At 71.8% G+C, this 25,932-nt stretch carries 26 protein-coding genes and 1 tRNA gene; 15 read left to right on the forward strand and 12 right to left on the reverse strand.

The annotated features are described in order from the left end of the window. The first annotated feature begins 2 nt into the window (after window positions 1–2). Complete coding sequence (locus tag OO54_RS09485; protein ID WP_033202388.1) at window positions 3–833, forward strand: class I SAM-dependent methyltransferase; 831 nt, start codon at window positions 3–5, stop codon at window positions 831–833. Window positions 834–836: 3 nt separating this feature from the next. On the opposite strand, the gene OO54_RS09490 is transcribed toward OO54_RS09485, so the two are convergent. After that, entirely contained in the window at window positions 837–1,127 is a 291-nt protein-coding gene (locus OO54_RS09490; protein ID WP_017240156.1) for a DUF6191 domain-containing protein, read from the reverse strand. A 56-nt stretch (window positions 1,128–1,183) separates the two neighbouring features. Beyond that, on the reverse strand, window positions 1,184–2,221 hold the full coding sequence (locus OO54_RS09495; protein ID WP_051786808.1) for an Lrp/AsnC family transcriptional regulator: 1,038 nt from the start codon (window positions 2,219–2,221) through the stop codon (window positions 1,184–1,186). A gap of 196 nt (window positions 2,222–2,417) precedes the next feature. Between OO54_RS09495 and OO54_RS09500 the strand changes: the two genes are divergently transcribed. Together OO54_RS09500 and OO54_RS09505 are read left to right on the forward strand one after the other, a co-directional pair. Then, window positions 2,418–3,776: a tetratricopeptide repeat protein gene (locus OO54_RS09500; RefSeq protein ID WP_234439557.1), complete on the forward strand. Its 1,359-nt coding sequence runs from the start codon at window positions 2,418–2,420 to the stop codon at window positions 3,774–3,776. 177 nt (window positions 3,777–3,953) lie between these two features. Further along, window positions 3,954–4,961 (forward strand): YdcF family protein, encoded by a 1,008-nt coding sequence (locus OO54_RS09505; protein ID WP_033202390.1) that lies wholly within the window; start codon window positions 3,954–3,956, stop codon window positions 4,959–4,961. 30 nt (window positions 4,962–4,991) lie between these two features. Here the strand turns inward: OO54_RS09505 and OO54_RS09510 are convergent, their stop codons facing one another. Beyond that, the gene (locus tag OO54_RS09510) at window positions 4,992–6,833 is read right to left on the reverse strand and encodes an alkyl/aryl-sulfatase (protein WP_033202391.1); all 1,842 of its coding nucleotides are present in this window, start codon (window positions 6,831–6,833) and stop codon (window positions 4,992–4,994) included. A 151-nt stretch (window positions 6,834–6,984) separates the two neighbouring features. On the opposite strand from OO54_RS09510, the gene OO54_RS09515 reads away from it, so the two are divergent. After that, entirely contained in the window at window positions 6,985–7,266 is a 282-nt protein-coding gene (locus OO54_RS09515) for a hypothetical protein (RefSeq protein WP_033202392.1), read from the forward strand. A gap of 50 nt (window positions 7,267–7,316) precedes the next feature. On the opposite strand, the gene OO54_RS09520 is transcribed toward OO54_RS09515, so the two are convergent. Beyond that, on the reverse strand, window positions 7,317–8,528 hold the full coding sequence (locus OO54_RS09520; RefSeq protein ID WP_078905112.1) for a serine/threonine-protein kinase: 1,212 nt from the start codon (window positions 8,526–8,528) through the stop codon (window positions 7,317–7,319). A gap of 298 nt (window positions 8,529–8,826) precedes the next feature. Between OO54_RS09520 and OO54_RS09525 the strand changes: the two genes are divergently transcribed. Further along, window positions 8,827–9,705 carry a glycosyltransferase family 2 protein gene (locus tag OO54_RS09525; RefSeq protein ID WP_234439556.1) on the forward strand — a complete coding sequence of 293 codons (879 nt, stop codon included), beginning with the start codon at window positions 8,827–8,829 and terminating at the stop codon, window positions 9,703–9,705. Window positions 9,706–9,914: 209 nt separating this feature from the next. On the opposite strand, the gene OO54_RS09530 is transcribed toward OO54_RS09525, so the two are convergent. From OO54_RS09530 to OO54_RS09540, 3 genes are all read right to left on the reverse strand, one after another. Further along, window positions 9,915–9,988, reverse strand: a tRNA-Pro gene (locus tag OO54_RS09530). A gap of 38 nt (window positions 9,989–10,026) precedes the next feature. After that, entirely contained in the window at window positions 10,027–10,764 is a 738-nt protein-coding gene (locus tag OO54_RS09535) for a Pr6Pr family membrane protein (RefSeq protein WP_033202395.1), read from the reverse strand. A gap of 17 nt (window positions 10,765–10,781) precedes the next feature. After that, window positions 10,782–11,720 carry a metallophosphoesterase gene (locus OO54_RS09540; protein ID WP_033202396.1) on the reverse strand — a complete coding sequence of 313 codons (939 nt, stop codon included), beginning with the start codon at window positions 11,718–11,720 and terminating at the stop codon, window positions 10,782–10,784. 74 nt (window positions 11,721–11,794) lie between these two features. Here OO54_RS09540 and OO54_RS09545 point away from each other — a divergent pair, with 74 nt between their 5' ends. After that, window positions 11,795–12,259, forward strand: a complete 465-nt coding sequence (locus tag OO54_RS09545) for a GatB/YqeY domain-containing protein (RefSeq protein WP_017240147.1) — start codon at window positions 11,795–11,797, stop codon at window positions 12,257–12,259. Window positions 12,260–12,335: 76 nt separating this feature from the next. Here the strand turns inward: OO54_RS09545 and OO54_RS09550 are convergent, their stop codons facing one another. Further along, window positions 12,336–14,570, reverse strand: coding sequence for a transglycosylase domain-containing protein (locus OO54_RS09550; protein WP_033202397.1), 2,235 nt, complete (start codon window positions 14,568–14,570; stop codon window positions 12,336–12,338). 416 nt (window positions 14,571–14,986) lie between these two features. Between OO54_RS09550 and OO54_RS09555 the strand changes: the two genes are divergently transcribed. Further along, window positions 14,987–15,331, forward strand: coding sequence for a WhiB family transcriptional regulator (locus OO54_RS09555; RefSeq protein WP_030495795.1), 345 nt, complete (start codon window positions 14,987–14,989; stop codon window positions 15,329–15,331). An 83-nt stretch (window positions 15,332–15,414) separates the two neighbouring features. Here the strand turns inward: OO54_RS09555 and bagB are convergent, their stop codons facing one another. Continuing rightward, complete coding sequence (gene bagB / locus OO54_RS09560) at window positions 15,415–16,785, reverse strand: ATPase BagB (RefSeq protein WP_033202398.1); 1,371 nt, start codon at window positions 16,783–16,785, stop codon at window positions 15,415–15,417. Beyond that, window positions 16,782–17,744, reverse strand: coding sequence for an ATPase BagA (gene bagA, locus OO54_RS09565; RefSeq protein WP_200146768.1), 963 nt, complete (start codon window positions 17,742–17,744; stop codon window positions 16,782–16,784). The genes bagB and bagA overlap by 4 nt, the downstream gene beginning before the upstream one ends. Before the next feature lie 190 nt (window positions 17,745–17,934). Between bagA and sp36 the strand changes: the two genes are divergently transcribed. The 5 genes from sp36 to OO54_RS09585 all read left to right on the forward strand — a co-directional run bounded on the left by sp36 (window position 17,935) and on the right by OO54_RS09585 (window position 21,356). Continuing rightward, window positions 17,935–18,093, forward strand: a complete 159-nt coding sequence (sp36, locus tag OO54_RS44980; protein ID WP_015034547.1) for a Sp36 family protein — start codon at window positions 17,935–17,937, stop codon at window positions 18,091–18,093. Beyond that, window positions 18,090–18,560 carry a RidA family protein gene (locus tag OO54_RS09570; RefSeq protein WP_017240142.1) on the forward strand — a complete coding sequence of 157 codons (471 nt, stop codon included), beginning with the start codon at window positions 18,090–18,092 and terminating at the stop codon, window positions 18,558–18,560. Before sp36 ends, OO54_RS09570 begins: the two co-directional genes overlap by 4 nt. Window positions 18,561–18,647: 87 nt before the next feature. Then, window positions 18,648–19,535 carry an NUDIX hydrolase gene (locus OO54_RS09575; RefSeq protein WP_033202400.1) on the forward strand — a complete coding sequence of 296 codons (888 nt, stop codon included), beginning with the start codon at window positions 18,648–18,650 and terminating at the stop codon, window positions 19,533–19,535. Then, window positions 19,532–20,362: an MBL fold metallo-hydrolase gene (locus tag OO54_RS09580; protein WP_033202401.1), complete on the forward strand. Its 831-nt coding sequence runs from the start codon at window positions 19,532–19,534 to the stop codon at window positions 20,360–20,362. The genes OO54_RS09575 and OO54_RS09580 overlap by 4 nt, the downstream gene beginning before the upstream one ends. 109 nt (window positions 20,363–20,471) lie before the next feature. Beyond that, window positions 20,472–21,356 (forward strand): prohibitin family protein, encoded by an 885-nt coding sequence (locus OO54_RS09585; protein ID WP_033202402.1) that lies wholly within the window; start codon window positions 20,472–20,474, stop codon window positions 21,354–21,356. A 105-nt stretch (window positions 21,357–21,461) separates the two neighbouring features. On the opposite strand, the gene OO54_RS09590 is transcribed toward OO54_RS09585, so the two are convergent. Then, the gene (locus OO54_RS09590; RefSeq protein WP_015034542.1) at window positions 21,462–22,136 is read right to left on the reverse strand and encodes a Crp/Fnr family transcriptional regulator; all 675 of its coding nucleotides are present in this window, start codon (window positions 22,134–22,136) and stop codon (window positions 21,462–21,464) included. Window positions 22,137–22,366: 230 nt separating this feature from the next. On the opposite strand from OO54_RS09590, the gene nth reads away from it, so the two are divergent. The 3 genes from nth to OO54_RS09605 all read left to right on the forward strand — a co-directional run bounded on the left by nth (window position 22,367) and on the right by OO54_RS09605 (window position 25,415). After that, window positions 22,367–23,224 carry an endonuclease III gene (nth, locus tag OO54_RS09595; protein ID WP_033202403.1) on the forward strand — a complete coding sequence of 286 codons (858 nt, stop codon included), beginning with the start codon at window positions 22,367–22,369 and terminating at the stop codon, window positions 23,222–23,224. A gap of 204 nt (window positions 23,225–23,428) precedes the next feature. Further along, on the forward strand, window positions 23,429–24,133 hold the full coding sequence (locus tag OO54_RS09600; protein WP_033202404.1) for an NUDIX hydrolase: 705 nt from the start codon (window positions 23,429–23,431) through the stop codon (window positions 24,131–24,133). 82 nt (window positions 24,134–24,215) lie between these two features. Beyond that, window positions 24,216–25,415: a MarP family serine protease gene (locus OO54_RS09605; protein ID WP_033202405.1), complete on the forward strand. Its 1,200-nt coding sequence runs from the start codon at window positions 24,216–24,218 to the stop codon at window positions 25,413–25,415. A 99-nt stretch (window positions 25,416–25,514) separates the two neighbouring features. On the opposite strand, the gene OO54_RS47230 is transcribed toward OO54_RS09605, so the two are convergent. Next, window positions 25,515–25,703: a hypothetical protein gene (locus OO54_RS47230; protein WP_017240135.1), complete on the reverse strand. Its 189-nt coding sequence runs from the start codon at window positions 25,701–25,703 to the stop codon at window positions 25,515–25,517. Window positions 25,704–25,932: the final 229 nt, after the last annotated feature.

The raw sequence follows: 25,932 nt of genomic DNA on the forward strand, positions 1-25,932 counted from the left end.
ACATGTACTCTCCGACCCCCGAAGACTGGCTCGAGGCCAACCGCGCGCGTTGGGACGAGCGCGTCCCGATCCATGCCGCGAGCGAGTTCTACGACCTCGACGCCTTCCGCGCGGGCAAGGACGCCCTGCGCGACTTCGAGCTCGCCGAGGTCGGCGACGTCACCGGGCGTTCCCTGCTGCACCTCCAGTGCCACATCGGCCTCGACACGCTCTCCTGGGCCCGGCACGGCGCCTCGCACGTCGTCGGCCTGGACTTCTCCGAGCCGGCCGTCGACACCGCCCGCTCGCTCGCCGCCGACCTGGGCCTCCCGCAGGAGCGGGCCGCGTTCGTCGCCGCCGACGTGTACGACGCGGCGGAGGCCGTCCCGGACCGCGCGTACGACATCGTCTACACCGGCAGCGGGGCGCTGTGCTGGCTCCCGGACATCGACCGCTGGGCGGAGACCGCCGCCTCGCTGGTCGCGCCCGGCGGTTTCCTCTACGTGGCGGAGTTCCACCCGCTGACCGACTCGCTCGACGACGAGACCGGAAGCCGGGTCGTCCACGACTACTTCGTCCGTGATCCCTGGGTGGACACGACGCCGGGCACGTACGCCGACCTCGACGCCACGACCGTCCACAACCGCAGCGTGGAGTGGGTGCACCCGGTCGGCGAGGTCGTCACGGCGCTCGCCGAGGCCGGTCTGCGGATCGAGTTCCTCCACGAGCACGACGCGTCGCTGTTCCCGCGCTACGGCGCGCTCCAGCGGCACGAGGACGGCTACTACCGGTTCCCCGCGGACCGCCCCCGCATCCCCCTGATGTACTCGGTCAAGGCCTCCCGCCCGGCCTGACCGCTACGACCGGCCGAGCCTGATGACGGCGCGTCCGCCCTTCAGATCCACCGTCGAGTGGTGGGGCGGGGCGCCGTCCTCCTCGTCGTCGCGCATGACCAGGGAGCTCTGGCGCTCCTTGAGCTCGTTCTGCTTGCCCTGCGAGAAGGTCGCGTGCAGCTGCTCGAAGCCGGTCGAGGAGACCTGGCCGGTGCGCTTGCCGCGCCCCGTCACGCGCAGCAGCTGGTCGGCGAAGGCGATCACGGTGAGCAGGATGACCAGGCCGGGCAGCGTCACGAACACGGCGAACTCCATGCGCCCATCAGAACACGGCCCGGGGCGCACTGTCAGCGGTGCCGTCGGCCCCGCGTTCAGGGGGCGCTGTAGGGCCGCACGTGGTGGGTCCGGCGGCCGTCCGGGCCGAGGACCTGCGCCCCTATCTTGTGGGTGCGGAGCGAGAGCGAGGTGCCCGCGACGCGGAGCGCCGGGGCGGCCCGCACCATCGCCGCGGTGATGTCGTGCAGTTCGTCGACGGTACGGAGCCACATGGCGAGGGCCAGGTTGTGCGGCCCGGTGACCGAGGTGATCACGCGGGTCTGCCGCAGCCGGGTCAGCGCCGCCACCGTCGCCGACACCTCCAGGGGCGGGACGTCGGCCGTGACCATCGCCCAGACCGGGCGCCCGGAGAACCGGGGGGCGGCCTGGCAGTGCTGGTGGAGCACGCCGGCACTGGTGAGGGTGTCCAGGCGGCGGCGCACCGTGGACTCGCTCGTGCCGCACTGCCGGGCGAGTTCGGCGGCGCTGCGGCGGGCGTCTCCGGCGAGCTCCGCGACCAGTCTGCGGTCGAGCTCCGTGACGTACGGGTACGCGCGCGCGTGCGCGAGGCGGGGCCGCCGGTCGCCGTTCACGGTCTCGGCGAGGAGCTGGGCCTGTCCCGGGGGGAGCTGTTCGAGCCGGGACCGGTACGGGCGGTTGTGGAGCCGGGTGACGACCTGGGTGCGGGACCGGACCACCCCGGGCAGCCGCCGGATGCGGTCGGCGAGGTAGGCGTCGAGCGCGTACAGGTCGGGCCAGGCCACGAGCAGCACCAGATCGGCGTCGCCCGTCACCTGGTGGACGCCGAGGGTGCAGGGGTCGCCGGCGACCTCGACGGCGGTGGCCTCCGCGTCGCCGGGGACGCACTCCAGCTCGATCCAGGCGTGCAGGGTGGCGTCCGTGCCCAGACGGGCGGCGAGCAGGGAGTTCCAGGCGTAGCCTCCGGAGTTGAGGTGCTCCCAGCGCCGGGCGAGGGTGTCGGGACTCGTGCCCAGGACCGCCGACAGCTGGGTCCAGCTGGCGCGCGGGGCGATCTGCAATGCGTGGATCAGTGACAGATCCGCTTCTCCCAGGACGGATTCCCCGGTATCCATGTACCTCCTTGGTCGATCCCGGGCAAACCCTGGGTGCGGGCTCCGGGAAGCCCCAGGATGTGGACCAGGGCAAATGCATTCAAGCCGCGACGGTGGCTGATTTCCATGAAATCCGTCCTAAGTCACAGGAGAAGGACGGAGAAGGAACACGGGGGCTGGGGCGATGTGGGCAGGAGAATCGGCGGAAAGCGCAATCTTGTGGGGCGAGCCGGTCGGCTTCGACCAGCTCGCCGCCGCCGAGAGCGGCTACGCCGGCTGCGGACCGGCCGAACAGCTCCTGTGGGAGCGGCTGTCCGTCTTCGAGGGCGCCTTCGGCAGGGACGCCGTCCGTGAGGTCTGCGCCTCCGGCGCGCTGCCCGCCAAGGACATCCAGGCGGTCCTGGACCGGCTCGCGCCCCTCGCGCTGCTCCCCGTCGACGACCTCTTCGACGGCGAGGAAGGCCTGCCCCGTTACTGGATGCCGCACCCGATGCGGGCCGTCGGCGCCCGCCGGCTCACCGCGCGCGGAGACCGCTGGGTGGTCGTCCTGCACCACCGCAGGTGGTGCGTGAAGCTGGCCCGGCAGGCCGCCGACTGGTGGCAGCGCGGCCGGCAGCTCGACGCCAGGGACCTCGCCCTGCGGGAACTCCCCGACCTGGCGGCCGCCATGGACCCCACGACCGCGCCGCTGTCGCCGAGCAACGAGGCCGACACGGCCGTCGACATCGCGGTCTCCCTGTGGTTCCTGTGGGTGGCCTGCGGGCGCATCGCAGAGGGCCGGGCCCGGCTGCGGCACGCCCTCAGCCTGCACGCGGGACCCGCGCCCGCCCGCGCCCTGTGGCTCGCCGCCTTCCTGGAGCTGGAGTCGGGCCGCCCCGAGGACGCCGACCCGCTCCTCGTGCAGGCGTGGGCGGCGGCCGTACGGGACGGGGACGACCGCTGCCTGGCGCTCCTCGCCCATCTGCGCGGCTCGACCGCCCTCTACCAGGGGCGTACGCGCGCGGCGGCGGCCGAATTCCGGGACGCGCTGGTCCTGATGGAGGAGCACCCGGAGTTCGGGCCGACCCGGCGGGCGTGCTGGGTCGGCCTCGCGCTCTCCCTGTGCCGCACCGAGCCGGAGGCCGCCCAGGAGGCGCTGGACCAGGCCGACCTGGACCGGGAGAGCCGTCGGGCCTGGGTGGGCCGCGACCTGTTCGCCGACGCCTGGGCGTACCACGTACGGGCCGAACTCGTGGCCTGGGACGGGGACCGGGGGCGGGCCGCGGAGTACGCCCGGCGGGCCCTGCGCGAGCACCTGCGCCTCGGTTCCGCGGTGGGCGCGGCCTGTGCCGCGGAACTCCTGGCCCAGATGCGGGCGCTGGACGGGTGCCACGACGAGGCGGCCCATCTCCTCGGCGCGGTCGACCTGTTGCGCACCTCGGTCTTCGACTCCTCGTACCGGCCCGCGGAGTACTGCGTGGTGACACGCGCCCGCGGGGAGGCGGCCCTCCGGGCCCTGTTCGACGACACGGACCTGAAGAGCGCGTACGAAGAGGGCGCGAGGCGCGGCCTGTTCATGCTCGCGGGCGAAGGCTAGGAGCCCGACGGCGGTTCAGGGACCGACAGGTTCCGGCCCGTCGGGTCGGGACCGACAGGTTCCGGCCCTTCAGTTCGGGTCCGACAGGTTCCGGCCCGTCGGGTCGGGTCCGACAGGTTCCGGCCCTTCAGGTCCCGGCCTGGGCCCCTTGTCCGAGGCCCTGTCTACGATGTCGGAATGTTCGCCTTCGTCGTGGCCGCCGTGTTCCTGCTGCTCTTCGCGGCGGGTGTGCTGCGCGACCGGCGCCGCTTCGGCAACGCGGTGTACCTCGGGCTCGCCGTCACCTTCCTCGGCATCGGGCTCCTCGCGGGCATCGACGACGCCCCGCCCGGCGTCGCCGAGACCGTGATGATCGTCGGACTGCTCGTCCTCGGCCTCGGCCCGGTCGTCCTCGCCGCACTGCTCTGCGCTAACGGCGTGAAGATGGTCCGCAAGGAGGGCAGACGCCCGGCCAACCTGCTCGCGCTCCTCGCCGGACTCGGCATGTTCGCGCTGATGGGCCTCGCGATCGCCGCGGCCGTCACCCGCTCGCCGGCCCTCGGTGTCCTCGTCGGCACCACCCTGCTCGTCCTCGCCTACGTCTCGTTCCTCTTCCTCTGCTTCGTCGGCTACGCCTACCTGTACGGCCGGATGCGGATCCGTCGCGACGCCGACTACGTGGTGGTCCTCGGCTCGGGACTCGTCGGCGGCCACCGCGTGCCGCCGCTCCTCGCGAGCCGCCTGGACCGCGGAAGGCAGGTGTACGAGATGCTGGCCGCGCGCGGCGGGGACGCACCCGTCCTCATCACCTCGGGCGGCCAGGGTCCCGACGAGGCGCTGCCCGAGTCCCACGCGATGGCCGACTACCTCGTCGAGCGCGGCTTCCCGGCCGGCGCGGTCCTGCGCGAGGACCGCTCCCGGACGACCGAGGAGAACATGCTCCGCAGCAAGGAGCTGATGGAGCGGGACCGGCCGGGCTCCTCCTGCGTGATCGTCACCAACAACTTCCACGCCTTCCGGGCCGCCCTGACGGCCCGCCGTGCGGGCCTCGACGGCCAGGTGGTGGGATCCCCGACCGCCGCCTACTTCTGGCCGTCGGCGACCATCCGCGAGTTCGTCGCGGTCTTCCTCCAGTACAAGGTGGTCAACCTCGGGATCTGCCTGACGCTGATCCTGCTGGGGGTCCTGGCGTGGGCCGTGCGCTGAGAGCGGTCGGTCCGGTTCATCGCGGTCTCCTCACGGGGTGACGATCGGGAAGAACGGGTCGGGCTTCGTCACGTACGACAGGAGCCGGACGAGCAGCGCGGGGTCGCCCTCCACCCCGATCCCGAGCTCCTGCGGGCTCTTGCCGCCGAGCAGACCGAGCAGCTGCGCCTTCCCCCCGAGGGTGAGGGTGAGCCCGGCGGGCGTCCGGGGCGCGGCGGCCACCCGGTGGGTGAGAGCCCCGTTGCGCAGGGTCAGGCGCCGCCGCTCGCCCGCGCCCGTCGGGGCGTCCAGCAGGACCAGGTCGATCGTCAGGTCGTCGTCCCAGGCACGCGGCCCGTCGATCGCCACGGCGACCGAGTCGATCAGCATCGGGACGGAGAGGGCCATCGACATCTCGGGGTTGGTCATGTCGACCATCTCCCCCGCGACGCCGTCGCGGAGCTCCTGGGCGCCGCGCAGGTAGAAGTTGCGCCAGGTGGCGTTCTCGGCGCCGTACCCCAGCCGCTGGTACACCCCGGCGAGGACCTCCTTCGCCTCCTCGTTCCCGGGGTCGGCGAAGACCACGTGGTCGAGGAGGGTCGCCGCGAAGCGCAGGTCGCCGTCCTCGGCGTACGCCCGGGCCTTGGCGAGGGCGTCGGCGGCGCCGCCGGCCACCTCCACGTACCGCGCGGCCAGCTCGGCGGGCGGCCGCTCCCAGAGGTGGGCCGGGTTGCCGTCGTACCAGCCGAGGTAGCGCTGGTAGATCGCCTTCGTGTTGTGGCTGAGCGAGCCGTAGTAGCCGCGGGCGTGCCACGCCTTCTCCAGGGCGGGCGGCAGCTCGATCCGCTCGGCGATCTCGACTCCCGTGTACCCCGCGTTCAGCAGCCGGAGCGTCTGGTCGTGCATGTACGCGTACAGGTCCCGCTGCCCGGCGAGGAACTCCACCACGTTGTCGTGACCCCAGGTGGGCCAGTGGTGGGAGGCGAAGCCGACGTCGTACCGCCCGTGGAAGTACTCGATCGCCTCGTCCAGGTACTGGGCCCAGATCCGGGAGTCGCGGACGACCGCGCCGCGCAGGGTGAGCACGTTGTGCATGTTGTGCGTGGCGTTCTCCGCCAGGCACAGGGCGCGGTGGTCGGGGAAGAGGAAGTTCATCTCGGCGGGTGCCTCGGTGCCCGGCGTGAGCTGGAAGACGATCCGCACGCCGTCGACCGTCTCCTCCTGCCCGGTCTCCGTGATGTCCACGGTCGGCGGGATCAGGCTGATCGTGCCCGTCGATGCGGCCTGCCCCAGACCCACGCCGATCTGGCCGTCCGGGGCCTTCGGGAGGCCGACGCCGTACATGTAGCTCGCCCGGCGGGTCATGGCGTTGCCCGCGTACACGTTCTCGCTGACCGCGTGCTCCAGGAAACCGGCCGGGGCGAGGATCGGCACGCCCTCCTCGGTGCCGTGCGGGAGGACGCCGCGGACGCCGCCGAAGTGGTCGCCGTGCGAGTGCGTGTAGATCACCCCGGTGACCGGCCGGTCACCGCGGTGCTCCTTGTACAGCGCGAGGGCGGCGGCCGCGGTCTCCACGGAGATCAGCGGGTCGATGACCACGATCCCGCGCTCGCCCTCGACGATCGTCATGTTGGAGATGTCCAGGCCCCGCACCTGGTAGATGCCGTCGGTCACCTCGTACAGGCCCTGGCGGGCGCACAGCCGGCCCTGCCGCCACAGGCTGGGGTGCGCGGTCTCCGGGCACTCCGCCTTCAGGAACTCGTAGGCGTCGTTGTCCCAGACCACCCGGCCGTCGTCGGCCTTCACCACACCGGGGACGAGGGAGCCGAGGAAGCCCCGGTCGGCGTTGTCGAAGTCGGTCGCGTCCTCGAAGGAGGGCAGGGCATCGCTCATGGACCAGGGGCTCCGTTCGCGCGGGCGGTGGTTCGGCGTACCGGTCCATCTGAACACCGGGGTACTACGACCGCACTTCGGAGCGGCGGGAGCGCCGGACCGTACCTACTCTGGAGATACGCGTCCCACTCCGGCGGTACGGAGGTGGCCCATGAGGGCACGCCACCACTTCCACATCGACTACCTCGGGCACTCGGTCTCCGCGACCGTGCAGACCGGGCACACCTCCGTCGTCGAGGTCCTCGTCGACGGCAAGGAGACCGGCTACGCCACCACGAAGGCCGACCGGCCGGTCACCGTCCCCATCGAGCTCCCCACCGACCCACCGACGCCCGTCACCATCCGGGCGACCCCGGGGCCCGGCGTCCCCCGCTGCCTCCTTCTCGCCACGGCCGACGGCGAGGGGCAGGTGATGGCACCGCGGCTGTACTGAGCGCGGTCCCGAAGGCCGGGGCGGGCCTCTGAGGGCCCGGTCCGTCGGGCTCAGGAGAGCCAGGCCATCCCGATGATCAGGAAGACGACGAAGGCGATCGCCCCGGCGACGGCCGCAGTCTTGCGGGGCCGCCGTCTGGAGAGCTCGGCGAGCCCCCCGCCCGTGCCGCCCGACCGCTCACGCCGCCGCGACGCGGTGCCGGGACCACTAGCGGTCCGTGGCGCCCGGGCAGCCGACCGGGACGGTCCGGGCTGCCGGGGGACGGCCCCGGGCATGGGCGCGGCCCCGGGCATCGCCCCCGACCCCGCCATCGGCATCGCCCCCGAGCCCGACCCCGCCATCGGCGTCGGCATCGGCGTCGGGTGTGCGGCGACGGCGGGGCCGCGGCCGGGGACACCGGTGTGGTGCGGGGCACGGGGCGGACGGGCCACGCCCGGGGCGGGCTGCCCGTAGGACCGCCACGCACCGGAGGAGAACCAGTCCGCGATCGACTGCGCCGAGGGCCGCTGCTCCGGCTGCTTGGCCAGCAGGCTCAGCAGATAGGTCTCGAACTCGGGCGGCAGGGCGGCCCCGAGTCGGGTCGGCGGCACCGGCGGGGTGTCGATGTGCTGGTACAGCAGCGCCGTCGCCGTGTCCGCCCGGAACGGCGGGCGACCGGTGAGGAGTTGGTACAGCACGCAGCCGAGCGAGTACACGTCGGACGCGGGCGAGGCCGGCTGCCCGAGGGCCCGCTCGGGCGCCAGGTACAGCCCCGTGCCCACGATCTGACCCGTCGTCGTGAGCGCCGCCGAGGGATCGTCGACGAACCGCGCGATGCCGAAGTCGGCCAGCTTCACCGTCCCCTCGGCGTCGACGAGCAGGTTCCCCGGCTTGATGTCCCGGTGCACCACCCCCTGCCGGTGCGCGGCCGCGAGCCCGGCGGCGGCGTGCGCGGCGACCACGGCGACCCGCTCGGCGGGCAGCAGCAGCGGGTCGGACGGGCTGCCGGCGAGGCTGTCGCCCTCGACCAACTCCATGACCAGGAAAAGCTTTCCGTCCCACGTGCCGAAGTCGAAGACGCCCACCACGTGCGGGTGACTCAGCCGGGCGGCGGTCTGCGCCTCCAGCCGGAACCGGTCGGCGGCGGAGGGGTCGGTCCCCTGTGCCAGCATCAGCTTCACGGCCACGGCCCGGCCCAGCACCTCGTCGGTGGCCTGCCACACCTCGCCCATGCCGCCCCGGCCGATACACACATGAAGCCGATATCGGTCCGCGACCAGCACCTGGAGACCACCCTTTCGACGATCGATCAACCTGACGGAAGGGAACCAGCGTAGAGCCGCCGGCCACCGCCCCTCGCCGCGCTCCCCTCCGTACCGGCCCCCGCCCATGACGGAGCACCGGACGCGATGGCTCGCGGGGGGCGTCCCGGACCGCTGGACGCGAAGGCTCGCGGGGCGTGACGGGCCGCCGGGCATGACGGCTCTCCGGCGTCCGGCTGCACGCCGGGTGAACGGGTCGTGTCGGCAGGCGGCTAGCATCGCGGCCCGGAGCATTCACGCATGTGGGACGGAGTGGGTCGTGGCACGACCGCGTATGGGTGTGGCGGTACTGACGATGGGCACGCGCCCCGCCGAACTGCGGGCGCTCCTCGACTCCGTCGCGCGGCAGGACGAGCCGGCCGCCCGGATCGTCGTCGTCGGCAACGGCACCGGTTCGCTCCCGGACCTCCCCGAAGGCGTGACCGGCGTCGAACTGCCCGAGAACCGGGGCGTGTCAGGCGGCCGTAACGTCGCCATCGAGACGCTGCGCGCCTTCGGCGACGTCGACGTGGTCGTCGACCTCGACGACGACGGCCTCCTCGTCGACACCGACGTCCTCCGCCGCCTCGCCGACCTGTACGCGGCGGACCCCGCCCTCGGCGTCGTCTCCTTCCGCATCGCCGACGAGACCGGCGAGACCCAGCGTCGGCACGTCCCCCGCCTCGGCGCGAAGGACCCGCTGCGCGGCGGTGAGGTCACGACCTTCCTCGGCGGCGGCCACGGCCTGTCGATGCGGATGCTCGACCGGATCGACGGCTGGCCGGAGGACTTCTTCTTCACCCACGAGGAGACCGACCTCGCCTGGCGCGCCCTCGACGCCGGCTGGAAGATCCTCTACGCGCCCGAGCTCCTCCTCCAGCACCCCAAGACCAGCCCCGCCCGCCACGCCGTCTACCACCGGATGACCGCCCGCAACCGCGTCTGGCTCGCCAAGCGCAACCTCCCGGCCCTCCTCGTCCCCCTCTACCTCGGCGTCTGGACCCTCCTCACCCTCGCGCGGACCCGCTCCCTCCCCGGCCTCGCCGCCTGGTTCGCCGGCTTCGCCGAAGGCCTCCGCCGCCCCTGCGGCCCCCGCCGCCCCATCCGCTGGTCCACCGTCCTCCGCATGACCCGCCTGGGCCGCCCCCCGATCATCTAGGGGTATCGGGGGTATCGGGGGTATCGGGGGGCTCGGGGGTGTCTCGCCGATCAGGCCGGGCTCGCGCGGTCAGCTTTCCGCGGGCGGTGCGAGCGCCTCTCTCGCAGCGGCCGCGGGAACCGGCCCGGAGCGCCGAACGCAAGACCCCGGAAACCACTCAGGGGCCCGACCCGCTTTCGCGGATCAGGCCCCTGAAGGTCTTACGGCTGTCGGGGTGGCGGGATTTGAACCCACGACCTCTTCGTCCCGAACGAAGCGCGCTGCCAAGCTGCGCTACACCCCGATGTCGCTGCTCTGTGCTTCACGTCGCGGCGACATCGCTTACTTTAGCCCACGCGCGCGCTCAGACGAAATCCGGTATTCGGGGGACGGCGGGGCGGGTCGGATGCGGTCCAGGCCGACGATGGCGAGGCCGAGGAGGTAGAAGGCCGCGCCGAGGACGACGGCGTTGACGGCGACGCCGGCGTAGCCGTGGAGGGTGACGTCGAGGAACGGGTACGTGTAGCGGGCGGCGGAGCCGGGGGAGAGGAGGGCGCCGCGAACCAGGGCGAAGGCGAGGTAGAGGCCGGGGACGGCGAGCCACTGGGCGGCGTGGCGCGGCCGGAGGGCGCCGGGCGCGGTCAGGAGGAGGAAGTCGAGGGCCGTGCCGATGGGGCTCACGGTGTGGAGGAGCTGGTTGGCGACGGCCCTGGCACCGCTGAGGCGGGCGATCTCGGCGGCCTGGTTGAACTGGCTCGCGGGGTTGTCGAGGACCAGGTGGAACACGAGGCCGACGACCGAGATGCAGAGCAGGACCCCTCCGGTCCACAGGGCGGGCAGCGGAGGGCGGCGGGTCCAGGCGCGGGCGGCGCCCCAGCCGAGGACGACGGCGACCAGGACGTTGGACCAGATCGTGAAGAAGCTGAGGACGACGAGCACGTTGCCGTGGACGCATTCGATGACCAGGCCCGTCGCCGCGGCCAAGGCGATCAGGCCCCGGAATGCCGCGGCGTACGGCCGGTGCGGGGCGGGGGGCGAGACGGCGGCGGCCGGCACGGCCGAGGACCGGGGCGTGAGCATCCCCCCACCGTAAGTGCTCAGGCGCGGGCGGTCAGGGTGAGCAGGGTGGCCTCGGGCGGGCAGGCGAAACGGACTGGGGTGTACCGGTTGGTGCCGCAGCCCGCGGAGACGTGGAGGTACGAGGTGCGGTCGGCGACCGTGTGGGTGGAGAGCCCCTTCACCCGGTCCGTGTCGAGGTCGCAGTTGGTGACGAGCGCCCCGTAGAAGGGGATGCACAGCTGCCCGCCGTGGGTGTGTCCGGCGAGGATCAGCTCGTACCCGTCGGCGGTGAAGGCGTCGAGCGAGCGCAGGTACGGGGCGTGGACGACGCCCACCGTGAAGTCGGCCGACGCGTCGGGGCCGCCGGCCACCCGCTCGTAGCGGTCGCGCTTGATGTGCGGGTCGTCGAGTCCGGTGAACGCCAGGTCGGCCTCGGGCAGCTTCAGCCGGCCGCGGGTGTTGGTGAGGTCGACCCAGCCGGCCGCGTCGAAGCCGTCCCGCATGGGCTCCCACGGGTTGTGGCGGGCACCGACGACGGGCCCGTTGCCGTTGAGGCCGTGGCGGCCCTGGGCCTTCTCCTTCAGGTAGCGGGCGGGGTTGCGCGGCGTCGGCCCGTAGTAGTCGTTGGAGCCCATGACGTACACGCCCGGGAACTCCATCAGCGGGCCGAGCGCGTCCAGGACCTCGGGCACCGCGTCCGGGTCGGACAGGTTGTCACCGGTGTTGACGACGAAGTCGGGGCGCAGCCCCGCGAGGGACTGGAGCCAGGCCTGCTTCTTGCGCTGGCCGCACACCATGTGGATGTCGGAGACCTGGAGGACGCGCAGGTCGCGCATGCCGGGCGGGAGGACCGGGACCGTCAGTCGGCGCAGCCGGAACGAGCGGGCCTCGAAACCGGCGGCGTAGACGAGTCCGGCCGCGGCCGCCGCCGTCAGACCTGCAGTGACCTTCAGGGGGATCCCGTACCGTGCGCGCATCCCCCCATCGTCGCAGACCCGTGCGGTGGAAATGCGCGGGCGGGTGGGGCGGGAGACCTGCCACACTTGTCCCCATGACCACGCTCAAGGAGAAGCTCAAGGCCGACCTCAACGCCGCGATCAGGGAGCGCGACGAACTGCGTTCCTCGACGCTGCGACTCACGATCACCGCCATCACGAAGGAGGAGGTCGCGGGCAAGACGAAGCGCGAACTCTCCGACGACGAGGTGCAGAAGGTGATCGCCAAGGAGGCGAAGAAGCGCCGCGAGGCCGCCGAGGCCTTCGCGCAGGGCGGTCGCCACGAGTCCGCCGAGCGGGAGAAGGCGGAGGGCGTCCTCCTCGACGCGTACCTGCCGAAGCAGCTCAGCGACGAGGAGCTCGACGGGATCGTCGCGGCGGCCGTCGAGGAGGCGAAGGCCGCGGGCGCCGAGGGGCCGCGCGCCATGGGCGCCGTCATGAAGATCGTGAACCCGAAGGTGGCCGGCCAGGCCGAGGGCGGCCGCGTCGCCGCCTCCGTCAAGAAGCTGCTCGCGGGCTGAACCCGCGCGGCATCGGCCGCCGATACGCGAGAGGGCGCCCCCACCAGGTGGGGGCGCCCTCTCGTCTGTCGGTGCGTCAGCGGTTCCCGCGGCCGCCGCGGCCGTCGCCGCCGCCCAGCATGTCCGGCGGGATCGTGATGCCGGGGAACGGGTTGGTCGGGTCGGTGTCGCCCGGCTTGGCGTCACCCGGCTTGCGGGGCTTGTTCGGGCCCTGGTCGCCCTCCGGGTCCTTGGGCTTCTCGGCCCGCGGCACGGGGACGGTGTTGAAGCCCGGCGTCTCGGACGCGTCGAGCGCGCCCGTCATCGCGATCTTCCAGATGGGGCCGGGGAGGCAGCCACCACAGACCTTCTCGTAGTACTCGCCGCCGATGGTGATGTCGTACATCGACTTCTTCTCGCCGACGTCGTCGCCGACCCAGACGGCGGTGGACAGGTTCGGGGTGTAGCCGACGAACCAGGCGTCCTTGCGGTCGTTGGTGGTACCGGTCTTGCCCGCGTTGTCGCGGTCGCTCAGGCCGGCCTTGGTGCCGGTGCCGTCCTCGACGACGCCCTTCAGCATCTGGTTGATGACGTCGGCGGTGTGCTGCGACATCGCGCGCGAGCACTTCGACTGGGGCACGTTCAGCTTGTCGCCGTTGGCGGCCTTGATCGACTCGATCACGACCGGGGTGCAGTACATGCCGCGGTTGGCGAAGGTCGCGTAGACGGACGCCATGTCGAGCGGGGTGCTCTCGATGCTGCCGAGCGTGATGGACGGGCTCTGCTTGACGGGCTTGCCCAGCTCGCGCTCGTAGCCGACGTGCTTCGCCATCGTCAGCGTCTCGCACAGGCCGGCCATCTGCTCCAGCTTGGCGAAGTACGTGTTGATGGACTTGCCGAGGGCGCTCGTCATGTCATAGGCGCCCTTCTCCGACTTGATCTCGTTGTTCACCTCCCAGTTCCCGTAACCCGCGGGGCTGCCGTCGCAGCGGGTGTAGTCGGTCTCCGGGATGTTGATCTGCGTGGGGGTGTCGAAGACCTGCGCCGGGCTCAGGCCCTTCTCCAGGGCCGCGGCCGCGGTGATCGGCTTGAACGTCGAGCCGACCTGGAAGCCGTACGTCGTGCCGCCCATCTTGCTGCCGACGGCGAGGTTGAGCGTGGTCTGGTGCTGCTTCTGGTCCAGGCCGTACGGACGGGACTGGCCCATCGAGACGATCTTGCCGGTCCCGGGCTGGACCTGGACGACCGAGGCGGCGACCGGGTCGTCCTTGTTGACCCTCGCGATGGCGGCCTCGTTGGCGGCGGCCTGGGCGCGCGGGTCGAGCGTGGTCTTGATGGTGAGACCACCCAGGTTCCACAGCTTCTGCCGCTCCTCGGCCGTCTTGCCGAAGACCGGGTCGTTGAGGATCGTCTTGCGGACGTAGTCGCAGAAGAAGCCGGAGCCGTCGACGGCGGTGATGCAGCCGTTCTTCGGCGTCTTGACCTTCAGCTTCAGCGGGGCGGCCTTCGCCTTGTCGGCCTCGGCCTGGCTGATGTCCTTCACGTCGGCCATCCGCTGGAGGACCACGTTGCGGCGCTTGGTGGCTTCCTGGATGTCGTTGATGGGGTCGTAGCGGCTCGGCGACTGGACGAGACCGGCCATCATGGCCGCCTCGCCGAGGTCGAGCTTGGCGGCCGGCTTGGAGAAGTACCGCTGGGAGGCGGCCTCGATGCCGTACGCCTGCTGCCCGAAGAACGTGATGTTGAGGTAGTTCTCCAGGATCTTCTTCTTGCCCAGCTCCTCCTCGACCTGGATCGCGAACTTCAGCTCGCGGACCTTGCGGCCGATGGTCTGCTGGGTGGCCTGGGCGACCTTCTCGGGGTCGTCACCCGCCTCCTCGACGAAGACGTTCTTCACGTACTGCTGGGTGAGGGTGGACGCGCCCTGCGCGACTCCGCCGGACTGCGCGTTGCGGTTGATCGCGCGCAGCACGCCCTTGAGGTCGATGGCCCCGTGCTCGTAGAAGCGGCCGTCCTCGATCGCGACGATCGCCTTCTGCATGTACGGGGAGATCTTCTCCAGCGGGACGACCTGCCGGTCCCGGGAGTACACCGTGGCGATGAGTCCGCCCTGGGAGTCGAGAATGGTGGTGCGCTGACTCAGCGGCGGGGTCTTCAGGTTGGAGGGGATCTCGTCGAACCCCTCGACCGTGCCCTTCGCGGCCAGTCCGAGTGCGCCGGCCGCGGGCAGGGCGATGCCCGCCAGCACGGCTCCGGAGAGCACACTGACACCGAGGAACTTGGCGGCCTGCTGGGTCCCGGTCAGACCACCGCCCGAGCGCTTCTTTGCCATGGGGGCAGCCTACGTTCTCATTCGCCGGACACGCGTATATGCCTTGGCCTAAGCTGCTCACAACTGTCACAGCAGTGCGGTCTCGCATCAAGACCCGTGCGTGACATCGGTATGAATTCCCGTGACCCCGAAACACGGGAAGCTCGTGTCCGATTCCGGCTCATGCGTCACACGGTGCCCGAAGTGGCCCGGTCGAGGAAGGGCGTATCTGAGAGATATGTCCGCTATCACACGCATGTCCTTCGATCACTCCCCTGGGTGATCTGACGCGCACGCATAGTCCGTTCGGGCCATCCAAGATTGGGCCCGAAGGGGGTGTTGCGCTGTGCCCACCTTCCGTAACGTCCCAACTGGCAGCGGTGAATATGCCGCTGTCGCCGTGGGGGAGCCTCGATTCGGGAGAGGACGGCGCCGGTATGGGCTGGGTAGCTGACTGGAGTGCGCAGGCGGCCTGCCGCACTACCGATCCGGATGAACTTTTCGTGCAGGGAGCGGCACAGAACAGGGCGAAGGCGGTGTGCACCGGATGCCCGGTGCGGACCGAGTGCCTCGCCGACGCTCTCGACAACCGCGTGGAGTTCGGCGTGTGGGGCGGCATGACGGAGCGCGAGCGCCGCGCCCTGCTGCGCAGGAGGCCGACCGTCACGTCGTGGCGCCGGCTCCTGGAGACCGCGCGCACGGAGTACGAGCGCGGCGCGGGCCTGCTGCCCGTCGCCATGGAGGACGACGCGACGTACGAGGAGTACGCGGCGGTCGGCTAGAACCCGATCGGCACGCGGTACGGAGACGTGCGCTGAGGTCGGCTGGACCGCGACCGTGCGCGGTACGGAGACGGGGACACCGCTCAGGGTGAGGGCATCCGCCCGGCCGTGAGGCGGTCACCGATGGCCCGCAGCCCGGCGAGGTCGTGCACATCGCCGGGCAGGGCGGCCACTTCGGCCACCGCCACCTCGGGGTGGAGCGCGGTGAAGCGGTCGCGCGTGCGCTGCTCACGCGCGAGCACCCGCATGCGCTCGGCATGCAGGCGCAGAAGTCCCGCGGTGAGCATACGAACGTCGACGTCCATGTCGGGGTGCTGTTCTGAGTCCGTGCGTGTGTCTGCGACTGCGTCGTCGTGCTGTGCGGCCGGTTCGGCTGTGGGGGCAGCCTCGGTCGGGGGGATTGCGGCGGCGGTGGCGAGATCGGACGGCTCGGGCTTGGTGGCCGGGGAGCCACGCAGTTCAGCCTTCCCGCCCCCCTGATCCACAATGCGCCCCTCGTCAAGATTTTCCGCGGCGGCTCTCGCCCGCTCGGCCGACAGCCGAACGGCGCCGCTGCCGTGGACGCGGTTGAGTACGAGACCCGCCAGCGGCATCTCCTCGGCGGCCAGCCGCTCCACGAAGTACGCGGCCTCGCGCAGCGCGTCCCGCTCCGGCGTGGCGACCACGAGGAACGCCGTGCCCGGGGCCTGGAGCAGCTTGTACGTGGCGTCGGCGCGGGTCCGGAAACCACCGAACATCGTGTCCATCGCCGCCACGAACGTCTGCACGTCCTTGAGGAACTGACCCCCGAGCAGTTTCCCGAGGGTGCCGGTCATCATCGACATGCCGACGTTGAGGAACTTCATCCCCGCCCGGCCGCCCACCTTCGCCGGGGCCATCAGCAGCTTGATGAAAGTGCCGTCGAGGAAGGAGCCGAGCCGCTTCGGCGCGTCGAGGAAGTCCAGCGCGGACCTGGACGGCGGCGTGTCGACGACGATCAGGTCCCACTCGTCGCGCGCCCGGAGCTGGCCCAGCTTCTCCATCGCCATGTACTCCTGCGTACCGGCGAATCCGGCCGACAGGGACTGGTAGAAGGGGTTCCGCAGGATGGCCTGCGCCCGCTCGGGGTCCGCGTGCGCCTCGACGATCTCGTCGAAGGTCCGCTTCATGTCGAGCATCATCGCGTGCAGTTCGCCGCCGTCGGAGCCCTTGATGCCGTCGACCTTGCGCGGGGTGTTGTCGAGGGAGTCGATGCCCATGGACTGGGCGAGCCGGCGGGCCGGGTCGATGGTGAGGACGACGACCCGCCGACCGCGCTCCGCCGCCCGCACGCCGAGCGCCGCCGCCGTCGTCGTCTTCCCGACCCCGCCCGCGCCGCAGCAGACGATGATCCGGGTCCCCCGGTCGTCGATCAGCGGATCGAGCTCCAGGAGCGGCACGGAGTCGAGCCCGCCGGCAGCAGCCTTCTCCGTCACGCGCCCACCCCTTGCTTCCGCAGTTCCTTCGCGAGCCGGTAGAGCCCTGCGATGTCCGCCCCGTCCCCCAGGAAGGGGAGTTCGTACGCGGGGACGCCGATGCCGTCGAGGACCGCGCGCTGCTCCCGCTCCAGCTCCACCCGGCGGGCGTGCTCGACCGCCTCGTCGAGGAGCGGCTCGACGAGGCGCGTGCCGCCCGCGACGCCGACCGATGCCAGGGTCCGGGCGATCGCGTCCCGATGGTCGCCGGAGGCGGCCCGTACCGCCGCGCCGTCGAGGACGTGCGGCCGGACCATGTTCACCACGACCCGCCCCACCGGCAGTTCGGCGTCGCGGAGCTCCGCGACGCCGTCCGCGGTCTCCTGGACCGGCATCTCCTCCAGGAGGGTCACCAGGTGGACCGCCGTCTCGGGGGACTTGAGGACCCGCATGACGGCCTGCGCCTGGTTGTGTATCGGGCCGATCCTGGCCAGGCCCGCGACCTCGTCGTTGACGTTGAGGAAGCGGGTGATGCGGCCGGTGGGCGGCGCGTCCATGACGACGTGGTCGTACGTGTGGCCGCCGTGCTTCTCGCGCCGCCGGACCGCCTCGCAGGCCTTGCCGGTCAGCAGGACGTCACGGACCCCCGGGGCTATCGTCGTCGCGAAGTCGATCGCGCCGAGTTTCTTCAGGGCCCGCCCGGCGCTGCCCAGTTTGTAGAACATCTGGAGGTAGTCGAGGAGCGCGCGCTCGGCGTCGATCGCCAGCGCGTACACCTCGCCGCCGCCCGGCGCGACGGCGATCTTGCGCTCCTCGTACGGAAGCGCCTCCGTCTCGAAGAGCTGTGCGATGCCCTGTCTGCCTTCGACCTCGACGAGGAGGGTCCGCTTCCCCTCCGTCGCGAGGGCGAGGGCGAGGGCGGCGGCGACCGTCGTCTTACCGGTACCGCCCTTGCCACTGACGACCTGGAGCCTGCTCACGCTGTCGAGCCTAACCACTGGCGGCCGTGCCCAATCAGCTGACCGCCCCGGAGAAGCCCCCTAGGGGGCTTCTTGCCGATCAGGCAGGGCTCGCGTCGCCCCGCACCGCGGGGGTGCTTCGGGGGAGCCGCGGGGCCGTCCCGCAGGCCGCCTCGGAAGGCAGCCCGCCGACAGCGGATACAGTCGGCCCATGACCAAGTGGGAGTACGTCACGGTGCCGCTTCTGGTGCACGCGACCAAGCAGATTCTGGACACCTGGGGCGAGGACGGCTGGGAGCTCGTCCAGGTCGTGCCCGGGCCGAACAACCCCGAGCAGCTCGTGGCCTACCTGAAGCGGGCCAAGTCGTGAGCGGGGCCGTCGAGGCGAGGCTCGCCGAGCTCGGCCTGACCCTGCCGGAGGTCGTGCCCCCGCTGGCCGCGTACCAGCCGGCCGTGCAGTCGGGCGTGTACGTCTACACCTCGGGCCAGCTCCCGATGGTGGCGGGCAAGCTGTCGGTGACCGGCAAGGTCGGCGACGAGGTCACCGCCGAGGAGGCCAAGCAGCTCGCCGCCACGTGCGCGCTCAACGCCCTCGCGGCCGTGAAGTCGGTCGCCGGTGACCTCGACCGCATCAAGCGCGTCGTGAAGGTCGTCGGTTTCGTCGCCTCCGCCGCGGACTTCACCGGCCAGCCCGGCGTGATCAACGGCGCCAGCGAGCTGCTCGGCGCCGTGCTCGGCGACAAGGGCGTGCACGCCCGCAGCGCCGTCGGCGTGGCCGTGCTGCCGCTCGACGCCCCGGTCGAGGTCGAGGTCCAGGTCGAGCTCGTCGAGGCCTGACGTTCCGCACGCGCGCGTGGAGCCGGTTTTCCCGTTCCGGGGAAGCCGGCTCTCGTGCATTCCGATGCTTGCGCATAGCATCCGGCCATGCCGAATGGTCAGCCGAATCAGTCGAACGGTCAGTGGTACCCGCCGGAATGGCCCGACCGCATCCGCGCCCTCGCCGCCGGTGAGCTCACCCCGGTGGCGCCCCGCCGCGCCGCCACCGTGCTGCTCCTGCGGGACGCGGCGGCGGGGCCTGACGTCCACATGCTGCGCCGCCGCGCCTCGATGGCCTTCGCGGGAGGCGCGTACGCCTACCCCGGCGGCGGTGTCGACCCGCGCGACGAGCAGCCGGTCCGCTGGGCGGGCCCTTCCCTCGGCGAGTGGGCCGGGCGGCTCGGTCTCGACGACCCCGCGCAGGCCCAGGCCGTGGTCTGCGCCGCCGTGCGCGAGACGTTCGAGGAAGCGGGCGTCCTGCTCGCCGGCGAGACCGCGGACACCGTGGTCGGCGACACGACCGGCGAGGAGTGGGAGCGCGACCGGGAGGCACTGGTCGCCCGCGAGCTGTCCTTCGCCGACTTCCTCGACCGGCGCGGGCTCGTCCTGCGCTCGGACCTGCTGGGCGCGTGGGCCCGCTGGATCACGCCGGAGTTCGAGCAGCGCCGTTACGACACCTGGTTCTTCGTGGCCGCGCTGCCGGCCGGGCAGCGCACCCGGGACGTCTCCGGCGAGGCGGACCGCACGGTCTGGATCCGCCCGGCGGAGGCCGCGGCCGGCTACGACCGGGGCGAGCTGATGATGATGCCGCCGACGATCTCGACCCTGCGCACCCTGGAGCCGTACGGCACGGCGGCCGAGGCGCTGGCGGCGGCGGGCGGCCAGGACATGACCCCGGTGCTCGCCCAGGCCCGCCTGGAGGGCGACGAGCTGGTCCTGAGCTGGCCGGGGCACGAGGAGTTCACCAAGATCATCCCGACCGGGGGTGCGCGATGAGCGACGCGGCGGCGCTGCCCGGGCAGCCGCGCGGTCTCGTGGTCTCCGGGCCCGCGACTCCCCGCGCCGTGAACGTCCTGGCGCCGAACCCGTCCGCCATGACGCTTGACGGCACCAACACCTGGCTCCTCTCCGAGCCGGGCTCGGACCTGGCCGTCGTGGTCGACCCGGGTCCCCTCGACGAGGGTCATCTGCGCCATGTCGTCGACACCGCTTCGATGCTCGGCAAGCGGGTCGCGCTGACCCTGCTGACCCACGGCCACCCGGACCACGCGGAGGGCGCCGGGCGCTTCGCCGAGCTGACCGGGACGGCCGTACGGGCGCTGGACCCGGCGCTGCGGCTCGGCGACGAGGGGCTCGGCGCGGGGGACGTGGTGACCGTCGGCGGTCTGGAGCTGCGGGTCGTTCCGACGCCCGGGCACACCTCGGACTCGCTCTCCTTCCATCTGCCGGCCGACCGGGCGGTGCTGACGGGGGACACGATCCTGGGGCGCGGGACGACGATGGTGGCGCACCCGGACGGGCGGCTCGGCGACTACCTGGACTCGCTGCGGCGGCTGCGCTCGCTGACCGTCGACGACGGGGTCCACACGGTCCTGCCCGGGCACGGGCCGGTCCTGGAGGACGCGCAGGGGGCCGTGGAGTTCTACCTCGCGCACCGGGCGGGCAGGCTCGCCCAGGTGGAGTCGGCGGTCGCGAGCGGCCTGCGGACGGCGGCGGAGGTCGTCGCCCATGTCTACGCGGACGTGGACCGCTCGCTGTGGCCGGCGGCGGAGCTGTCCGTCCGGGCGCAGCTGGAGTACCTGCGGGAGCGCGGCCAGGTCTGAGCCCGGAGTGTCACGATCCTGAACCGAGTGGGCCCCCGACCATTCGGTCAGCTTGACCCGTGTTTTACGCTCCGCTTACTTCTGGCCGTAGCTTTCGGGGGGAACGCCCGTGTTCGTCATCGCCATCCTGCTGGTCATAGCCGCAGTGGTGCTCTTTTTCGTAGGCCGTGCCAACGACTCGACGGGGCTGAAGCTCGGTGCCCTCGGCGCCGTCCTGGCCGGTGTCTTCTCGCTGATCGTGAGCATGACCTACGTGATCAGCGCGTACGAGGTCGGCGTGCCGGTCGCCTTCGGCAAGGTCGGCTCGCCCATGACCTCGGGCATGCACGTGAAGTCGCCCTTCACCAACGTCACGACCTTCTCGACCCGCCCGGTCGACCTCAACCTCTCCGACAAGGACGTGGTCGAGGTCCGCTCCTCCCAGGGCGGTGTCATGTACGCCGAGGTGACGGTGAAGTGGGCCGTCGTCCCGTCCAAGGCCGTCGAGCTGTACAAGCTCGCGGGCACCGAGGACGCCATCCAGCAGCGGCTCGTCTACCCCGACAGCCGGGAGATCGTCCGCAACGTCTTCGCCCGCTACTCGAGCGAGCAGGGGTACGCCTCCGACCGCGAGAAGATCAACGCCGAGATCGGTGACCTGATCAAGGAGCGCCTGGCCCCGCGCGGCATCGTCGTGACCACGGTCAACCTGCGCAACGTGAAGCCCTCGGACGCCCTCCAGGGCCAGATCGACCGCAAGATCCAGCAGCAGCAGGCCACCGAGCGGGCCATCGAGGCCTCCCGCACCGCCAAGGCGGAGGCCGACCGGCGCCGGATCGAGGCGGAGGGCATCGCCCGCGCCAACAAGATCCTCAACGACTCGCTGACGGACAAGGTCCTGATGAACCAGTGCATCGACGCGTTCAAGGAGGCCGCGGCGAAGAACGCGATCTACACCGTGCCCTGCGGCAACGGCGTCTCCGCCCCGGTGATCGTGGACGGCTCGAAGCGCTGACCGTCCCCGCGGGTACGTGAAAGGCCGCCCCGGTCCTCGGACCGGGGCGGCCTTCCGCGTACGTCTGGTGTCAGGTCCTGTCCGGCCCTGATCCGCCGGACGGGCTCAGCGCGAGCGCTTCGCGAGGCGCTCCACGTCGAGCAGGATCACGGCGCGGGCCTCCAGGCGCAGCCAGCCGCGCTGGGCGAAGTCGGCGAGCGCCTTGTTGACCGTCTCGCGGGAGGCGCCGACCAGCTGGGCCAGCTCCTCCTGGGTGAGGTCGTGGACGACGTGGATGCCCTCCTCCGACTGCACGCCGAAGCGGCGCGACAGGTCGAGGAGCGCACGGGCGACACGGCCCGGGACGTCGGAGAAGACCAGGTCGGACATCTGGTCGTTGGTCTTCCGCAGCCGGCGGGCGACCGCGCGCAGCAGTGCGGTGGCGACCTCGGGGCGGGCGTTCAGCCAGGGCTGGAGGTCGCCGTGGCCGAGGCCGAGCAGCTTGACCTCGGTCAGCGCGGTGGCGGTGGCGGTGCGCGGGCCCGGGTCGAAGAGCGAGAGCTCGCCGATCAGCTCGCCGGGACCCAGGACGGCCAGCATGTTCTCGCGGCCGTCGGGGGAGGTGCGGTGCAGCTTCACCTTGCCCTCGGTGACCACGTAGAGGCGGTCACCGGGGTCGCCCTCGTGGAAGAGCGCGTCGCCACGGGCGAGCGTCGCCTCACTCATCGAGGCGCGCAGCTCGGCTGCCTGCTCGTCATCGAGCGCCGCGAAGAGCGGGGCGCGCCGCAGAACGTCGTCCACGAGTTCTCTCCTACTGTCGACCTGCTCAAAGGACCTGGGTCCCATGATGCCGGACGCACAAAACAGTGCGATCAATCACAGCAAGTTTGACCCACGGAGCTACCCGTCCGTACGCCAGGGGCCCGATTGGGGGCGGATCGGCCACGCCCGGGGCGGATGTCGGCGGCGGCCCCTAGGCTGGCCGGGTGTCCAACTCGCCGGTGAGAGCGCAGGCCAAGGGGGCTGGAAGAGTGTCGGCCGAAGGTAATTCCGCCGTGGGCGAACACGGCGTGTCGAAACGGGTGAAAGCCGCGAATCGGAAGCCCGTGAAGCCCGCGAAGCCCGAATCGCGGCTCGCGATGGTCCGCAGAGCACGCAAGATCAACCGGGAGCTCGCCGAGGTCTTCCCGTACGCCCATCCGGAGCTCGACTTCCGCAATCCCTTCGAGCTGCTCGTCGCCACGGTCCTCTCGGCGCAGACCACCGACCTGCGGGTCAACCAGACCACCCCCGCCCTCTTCGCGAAGTACCCCACGCCCGAGGACCTCGCGGCCGCCGTGCCCGAGGAGGTCGAGGAGCTCATCCGCCCCACCGGCTTCTTCCGCGCGAAGACCAAGTCGATCATGGGTCTCGCGGCCGCCCTCAGGGACGACTTCGGCGGCGAGGTCCCCGGCCGCCTCGACGACCTCGTCAAGCTGCCCGGCGTCGGCCGCAAGACCGCCTTCGTCGTCCTGGGCAACGCCTTCGGGGTCCCCGGCATCACCGTCGACACCCACTTCATGCGGCTCGTCCGGCGCTGGAAGTGGACCGAGCAGGAGGACCCGGTCAAGATCGAGGCGGAGATCGCCGAGATCTTCCCGAAGAGCGAGTGGACCATGCTCTCGCACCGGGTGATCTTCCACGGCCGCCGGATCTGCCACGCCCGCAAGCCCGCCTGCGGAGCCTGCCCGATCACCCACCTCTGCCCCTCGTACGGCGAGGGCGAGACCGACCCCGAGAAGGCCAGGAAGCTGCTGAAGTACGAGATGGGCGGCCTCCCGGGCCAGCGGCTCAACCCGCCGCCCGGCTACCCCGGCCGCCCGGCACCACCCCTGGGCGCGAGCGCCTGAGCCCGACCCCGGGGCCCCGGAGCCGGGCCCCGGGCTTCGGCGCCGCCGCCCCCGGGCCGAGCCCCTGGAATCGGCGCCACCGGCCCCGGGCCGAGCCCCTGGAATCGGCGCCACCGGCCCCGGGGCCCTGGAGCCCGACCCTCCCGGAGCGGGCCCCGGGAACGAACCCGTCCACTGATCGCGTTGAGAACCACGGGGGTGCCTATGACGCGCACTGACGAAGACATCCACGGACCCGGCACGGGCGGCCTGCTCAGCCGGGACGGACTGCCCGCCTGGCTGGGACCCGTCGACCGGGCCGCCCGGACGGTGCGGCCCGAGCAGCTGAGCCGCTTCCTGCCGCCCGCGAGCGGGGCCGGCCGCCAGTCCGCCGTCCTCGTCCTCTTCGGCGAGGGCGAGCGCGGTCCCGAACTGCTCCTCATGGAGCGGTCCGGCAGCCTGCGCTCGCACGCCGGTCAGCCCTCCTTCCCCGGCGGCGCCCTCGACCCCGAGGACGGCGAGCCGGCCGACGGCGGACTGCTCCGCGCCGCCCTGCGCGAGGCCCGGGAGGAGACCGGCCTCGACCCCGCCGGCGTCCAGCTCTTCGGCGTGCTGCCCCAGCTCTACATCCCGGTCAGCGGCTTCGTCGTCACCCCCGTCCTCGGCTGGTGGCGCACCCCCAGCCCGGTCGGGGTCGTCGACCCCGGCGAGACCGCCCGGGTCTTCACCGTGCCCGTGGCGGATCTCACGGATCCCGCGAACCGCGCGACCACCCTCCACCCGAGCGGCCACCAGGGCCCCGCGTTCCTCGTCGCATCCGCTCTGGTCTGGGGTTTTACCGCCGGAGTGATCGACCGGCTACTCCATTTCGCCGGCTGGGAGCGTCCATGGGACCGCACGAGACAGGTCCCGCTCGACTGGCGCTCATGACAGGCTGACCTCCGGGTGCGGGTCCGGCCTCCGGTCGAGCTCGCCCCGGGCGACCGGAAACGAATCTGCGAGGCTACTGACGGTGAACGTGCTGGACATCCTGTTGCTGCTCGCCGCCGTCTGGTTCGCGATCATCGGTTACCGCCAGGGATTCGTGGTCGGCATCCTCTCGGTGCTCGGGTTCCTCGGCGGCGGCCTCGTCGCCGTCCTGCTGCTCCCGATCCTCTGGGACCAGCTGACCGACAACAGCGAGGTCTCGACGACGGCGACGGTCATCTTCGTGATGGTGGTCATCGTCTGCGCCTCGATCGGCCAGGCGTTCACCACCCACCTCGGCAACAAGCTCCGCCGGTTCATCACCTGGTCGCCCGCGCGCGCCCTCGACGCCACCGGCGGCGCCCTCGTCAACGTGGTCGCGATGCTGCTCGTGGCCTGGCTGATCGGCTCCGCCCTGGCCGGCACCACGCTGCCCACCCTGGGCAAGGAGGTGCGGAACTCCAAGGTGCTCCTCGGCGTCTCCCAGGTGATGCCGGATCAGGCCTCCACCTGGTTCGCCAACTTCAGCTCGACGCTCGCCCGCACGGGCTTCCCCCAGGTCTTCAGCCCCTTCGCCAACGAGCCCATCACCGAGGTGCTTCCCCCGGACCCGGCGCTCGCCCACAGCCCCGTCGCCGCCCGCGCCCAGCGCTCCATCGTCAAGGTCGTCGGCACTGCCCAGAGCTGCGGCAAGGTCCTCGAAGGCACCGGCTTCGTCTTCGCCGACCGCCGGATCATGACTAACGCCCACGTCGTCGGCGGCGTCGACGAGCCGACCGTGCAGATAGGCGGCGAGGGCAGGCTCTACGACGCCAAGGTCGTCCTCTACGACTGGCAGCGCGACATCGCCGTCCTGGACGTTCCGGACCTCAAGGCCACGCCGCTCACCTTCACCGACGAGGCCGCCCGCAGCGGCGACGACGCGATCGTCGCCGGCTTCCCGGAGAACGGCTCGTACGACGTGCGCTCGGCGCGCGTCCGGGGCCGCATCAGCCCCACCGGACCCGACATCTACCACCGCGACCAGGTCCGCAGGGAGGTCTACTCGCTGTACACGACGGTCCGGCAGGGGAACTCCGGCGGTCCGCTCCTCACCGAGGACGGCGAGGTGTACGGCGTGATCTTCGCCCGCTCCCTCGACGACGCGAACACCGGCTACGCCCTGACGGTCGACGAGATCCGCGAGGACATCGAGCGCGGCCGGACCGCCGACCAGCAGGTCGACACCCAGGCCTGCGCCCTCTAGGGGGTGTCCGGCCGGTCAGGCCGGACAGCGGATGCTCGCCGGACAGCGGATGTCCAGGTTCGGGAGCGCGGGGACCCGGCGGGCCGGTCGGCCGTCGGGTCAGTCGCGTGGATGCCGGAGCCGGGCCGAGACCCAGCGGGCCCGGCGTCGCAGGATGCGCGAGATCCCCACCTCTGGCACGTCGTGCGCGCGGCCCGTGTCCTGGGGGCCACCCCTCTCCCGGGAGCCCGGCCCCGTGGCCGAGCGGCGGTCGCGTGCCGTGTCACTGTAGTCGTGCGTCCAGCCCATACCTCGACGTCTGCCCGGGCCCCAAGGTCGGTAACCGCCCGGGGGCCCGCCAATTGGAGTATGCGCCGGGCACATGGCCGTTCGAGGGACGCCTGTGCCCCTAGGACCTGTCTGAAAATTCCCGTCGGGTCACGCACCGAACGACCCGGCCTGATCCGACGCGAATTGTCAGACAGGCCCTAGTCTTCTGAGTCAGGAATTCTGTTCAGATATGAGGCGAGGCGTTCGA

The sequence above is a fragment of the Streptomyces wedmorensis genome, assembly GCF_000716445.1.
In the GTDB taxonomy this organism is placed as follows: Bacteria; Actinomycetota; Actinomycetes; order Streptomycetales; family Streptomycetaceae; genus Streptomyces; species Streptomyces wedmorensis.

Bases quoted from the DNA above. Each gene is read 5' to 3' on its own strand.
- OO54_RS09485 (WP_033202388.1), top strand. From the start codon at position 3: ATGTACTCTCCGACCCCCGAAGACTGGCTCGAGGCCAACCGCGCGCGT.
- OO54_RS09490 (WP_017240156.1), bottom strand. From the start codon at position 1,127: ATGGAGTTCGCCGTGTTCGTGACGCTGCCCGGCCTGGTCATCCTGCTC.
- OO54_RS09495 (WP_051786808.1), bottom strand. From the start codon at position 2,221: ATGGATACCGGGGAATCCGTCCTGGGAGAAGCGGATCTGTCACTGATC.
- OO54_RS09505 (WP_033202390.1), top strand. From the start codon at position 3,954: ATGTTCGCCTTCGTCGTGGCCGCCGTGTTCCTGCTGCTCTTCGCGGCG.
- OO54_RS09510 (WP_033202391.1), bottom strand. From the start codon at position 6,833: ATGAGCGATGCCCTGCCCTCCTTCGAGGACGCGACCGACTTCGACAAC.
- OO54_RS09515 (WP_033202392.1), top strand. From the start codon at position 6,985: ATGAGGGCACGCCACCACTTCCACATCGACTACCTCGGGCACTCGGTC.
- OO54_RS09535 (WP_033202395.1), bottom strand. From the start codon at position 10,764: ATGCTCACGCCCCGGTCCTCGGCCGTGCCGGCCGCCGCCGTCTCGCCC.
- OO54_RS09540 (WP_033202396.1), bottom strand. From the start codon at position 11,720: ATGCGCGCACGGTACGGGATCCCCCTGAAGGTCACTGCAGGTCTGACG.
- OO54_RS09545 (WP_017240147.1), top strand. From the start codon at position 11,795: ATGACCACGCTCAAGGAGAAGCTCAAGGCCGACCTCAACGCCGCGATC.
- OO54_RS09550 (WP_033202397.1), bottom strand. From the start codon at position 14,570: ATGGCAAAGAAGCGCTCGGGCGGTGGTCTGACCGGGACCCAGCAGGCC.
- OO54_RS09555 (WP_030495795.1), top strand. From the start codon at position 14,987: ATGGGCTGGGTAGCTGACTGGAGTGCGCAGGCGGCCTGCCGCACTACC.
- sp36 (WP_015034547.1), top strand. From the start codon at position 17,935: ATGACCAAGTGGGAGTACGTCACGGTGCCGCTTCTGGTGCACGCGACC.
- OO54_RS09575 (WP_033202400.1), top strand. From the start codon at position 18,648: ATGCCGAATGGTCAGCCGAATCAGTCGAACGGTCAGTGGTACCCGCCG.
- OO54_RS09580 (WP_033202401.1), top strand. From the start codon at position 19,532: ATGAGCGACGCGGCGGCGCTGCCCGGGCAGCCGCGCGGTCTCGTGGTC.
- OO54_RS09600 (WP_033202404.1), top strand. From the start codon at position 23,429: ATGACGCGCACTGACGAAGACATCCACGGACCCGGCACGGGCGGCCTG.
- OO54_RS47230 (WP_017240135.1), bottom strand. From the start codon at position 25,703: ATGGGCTGGACGCACGACTACAGTGACACGGCACGCGACCGCCGCTCG.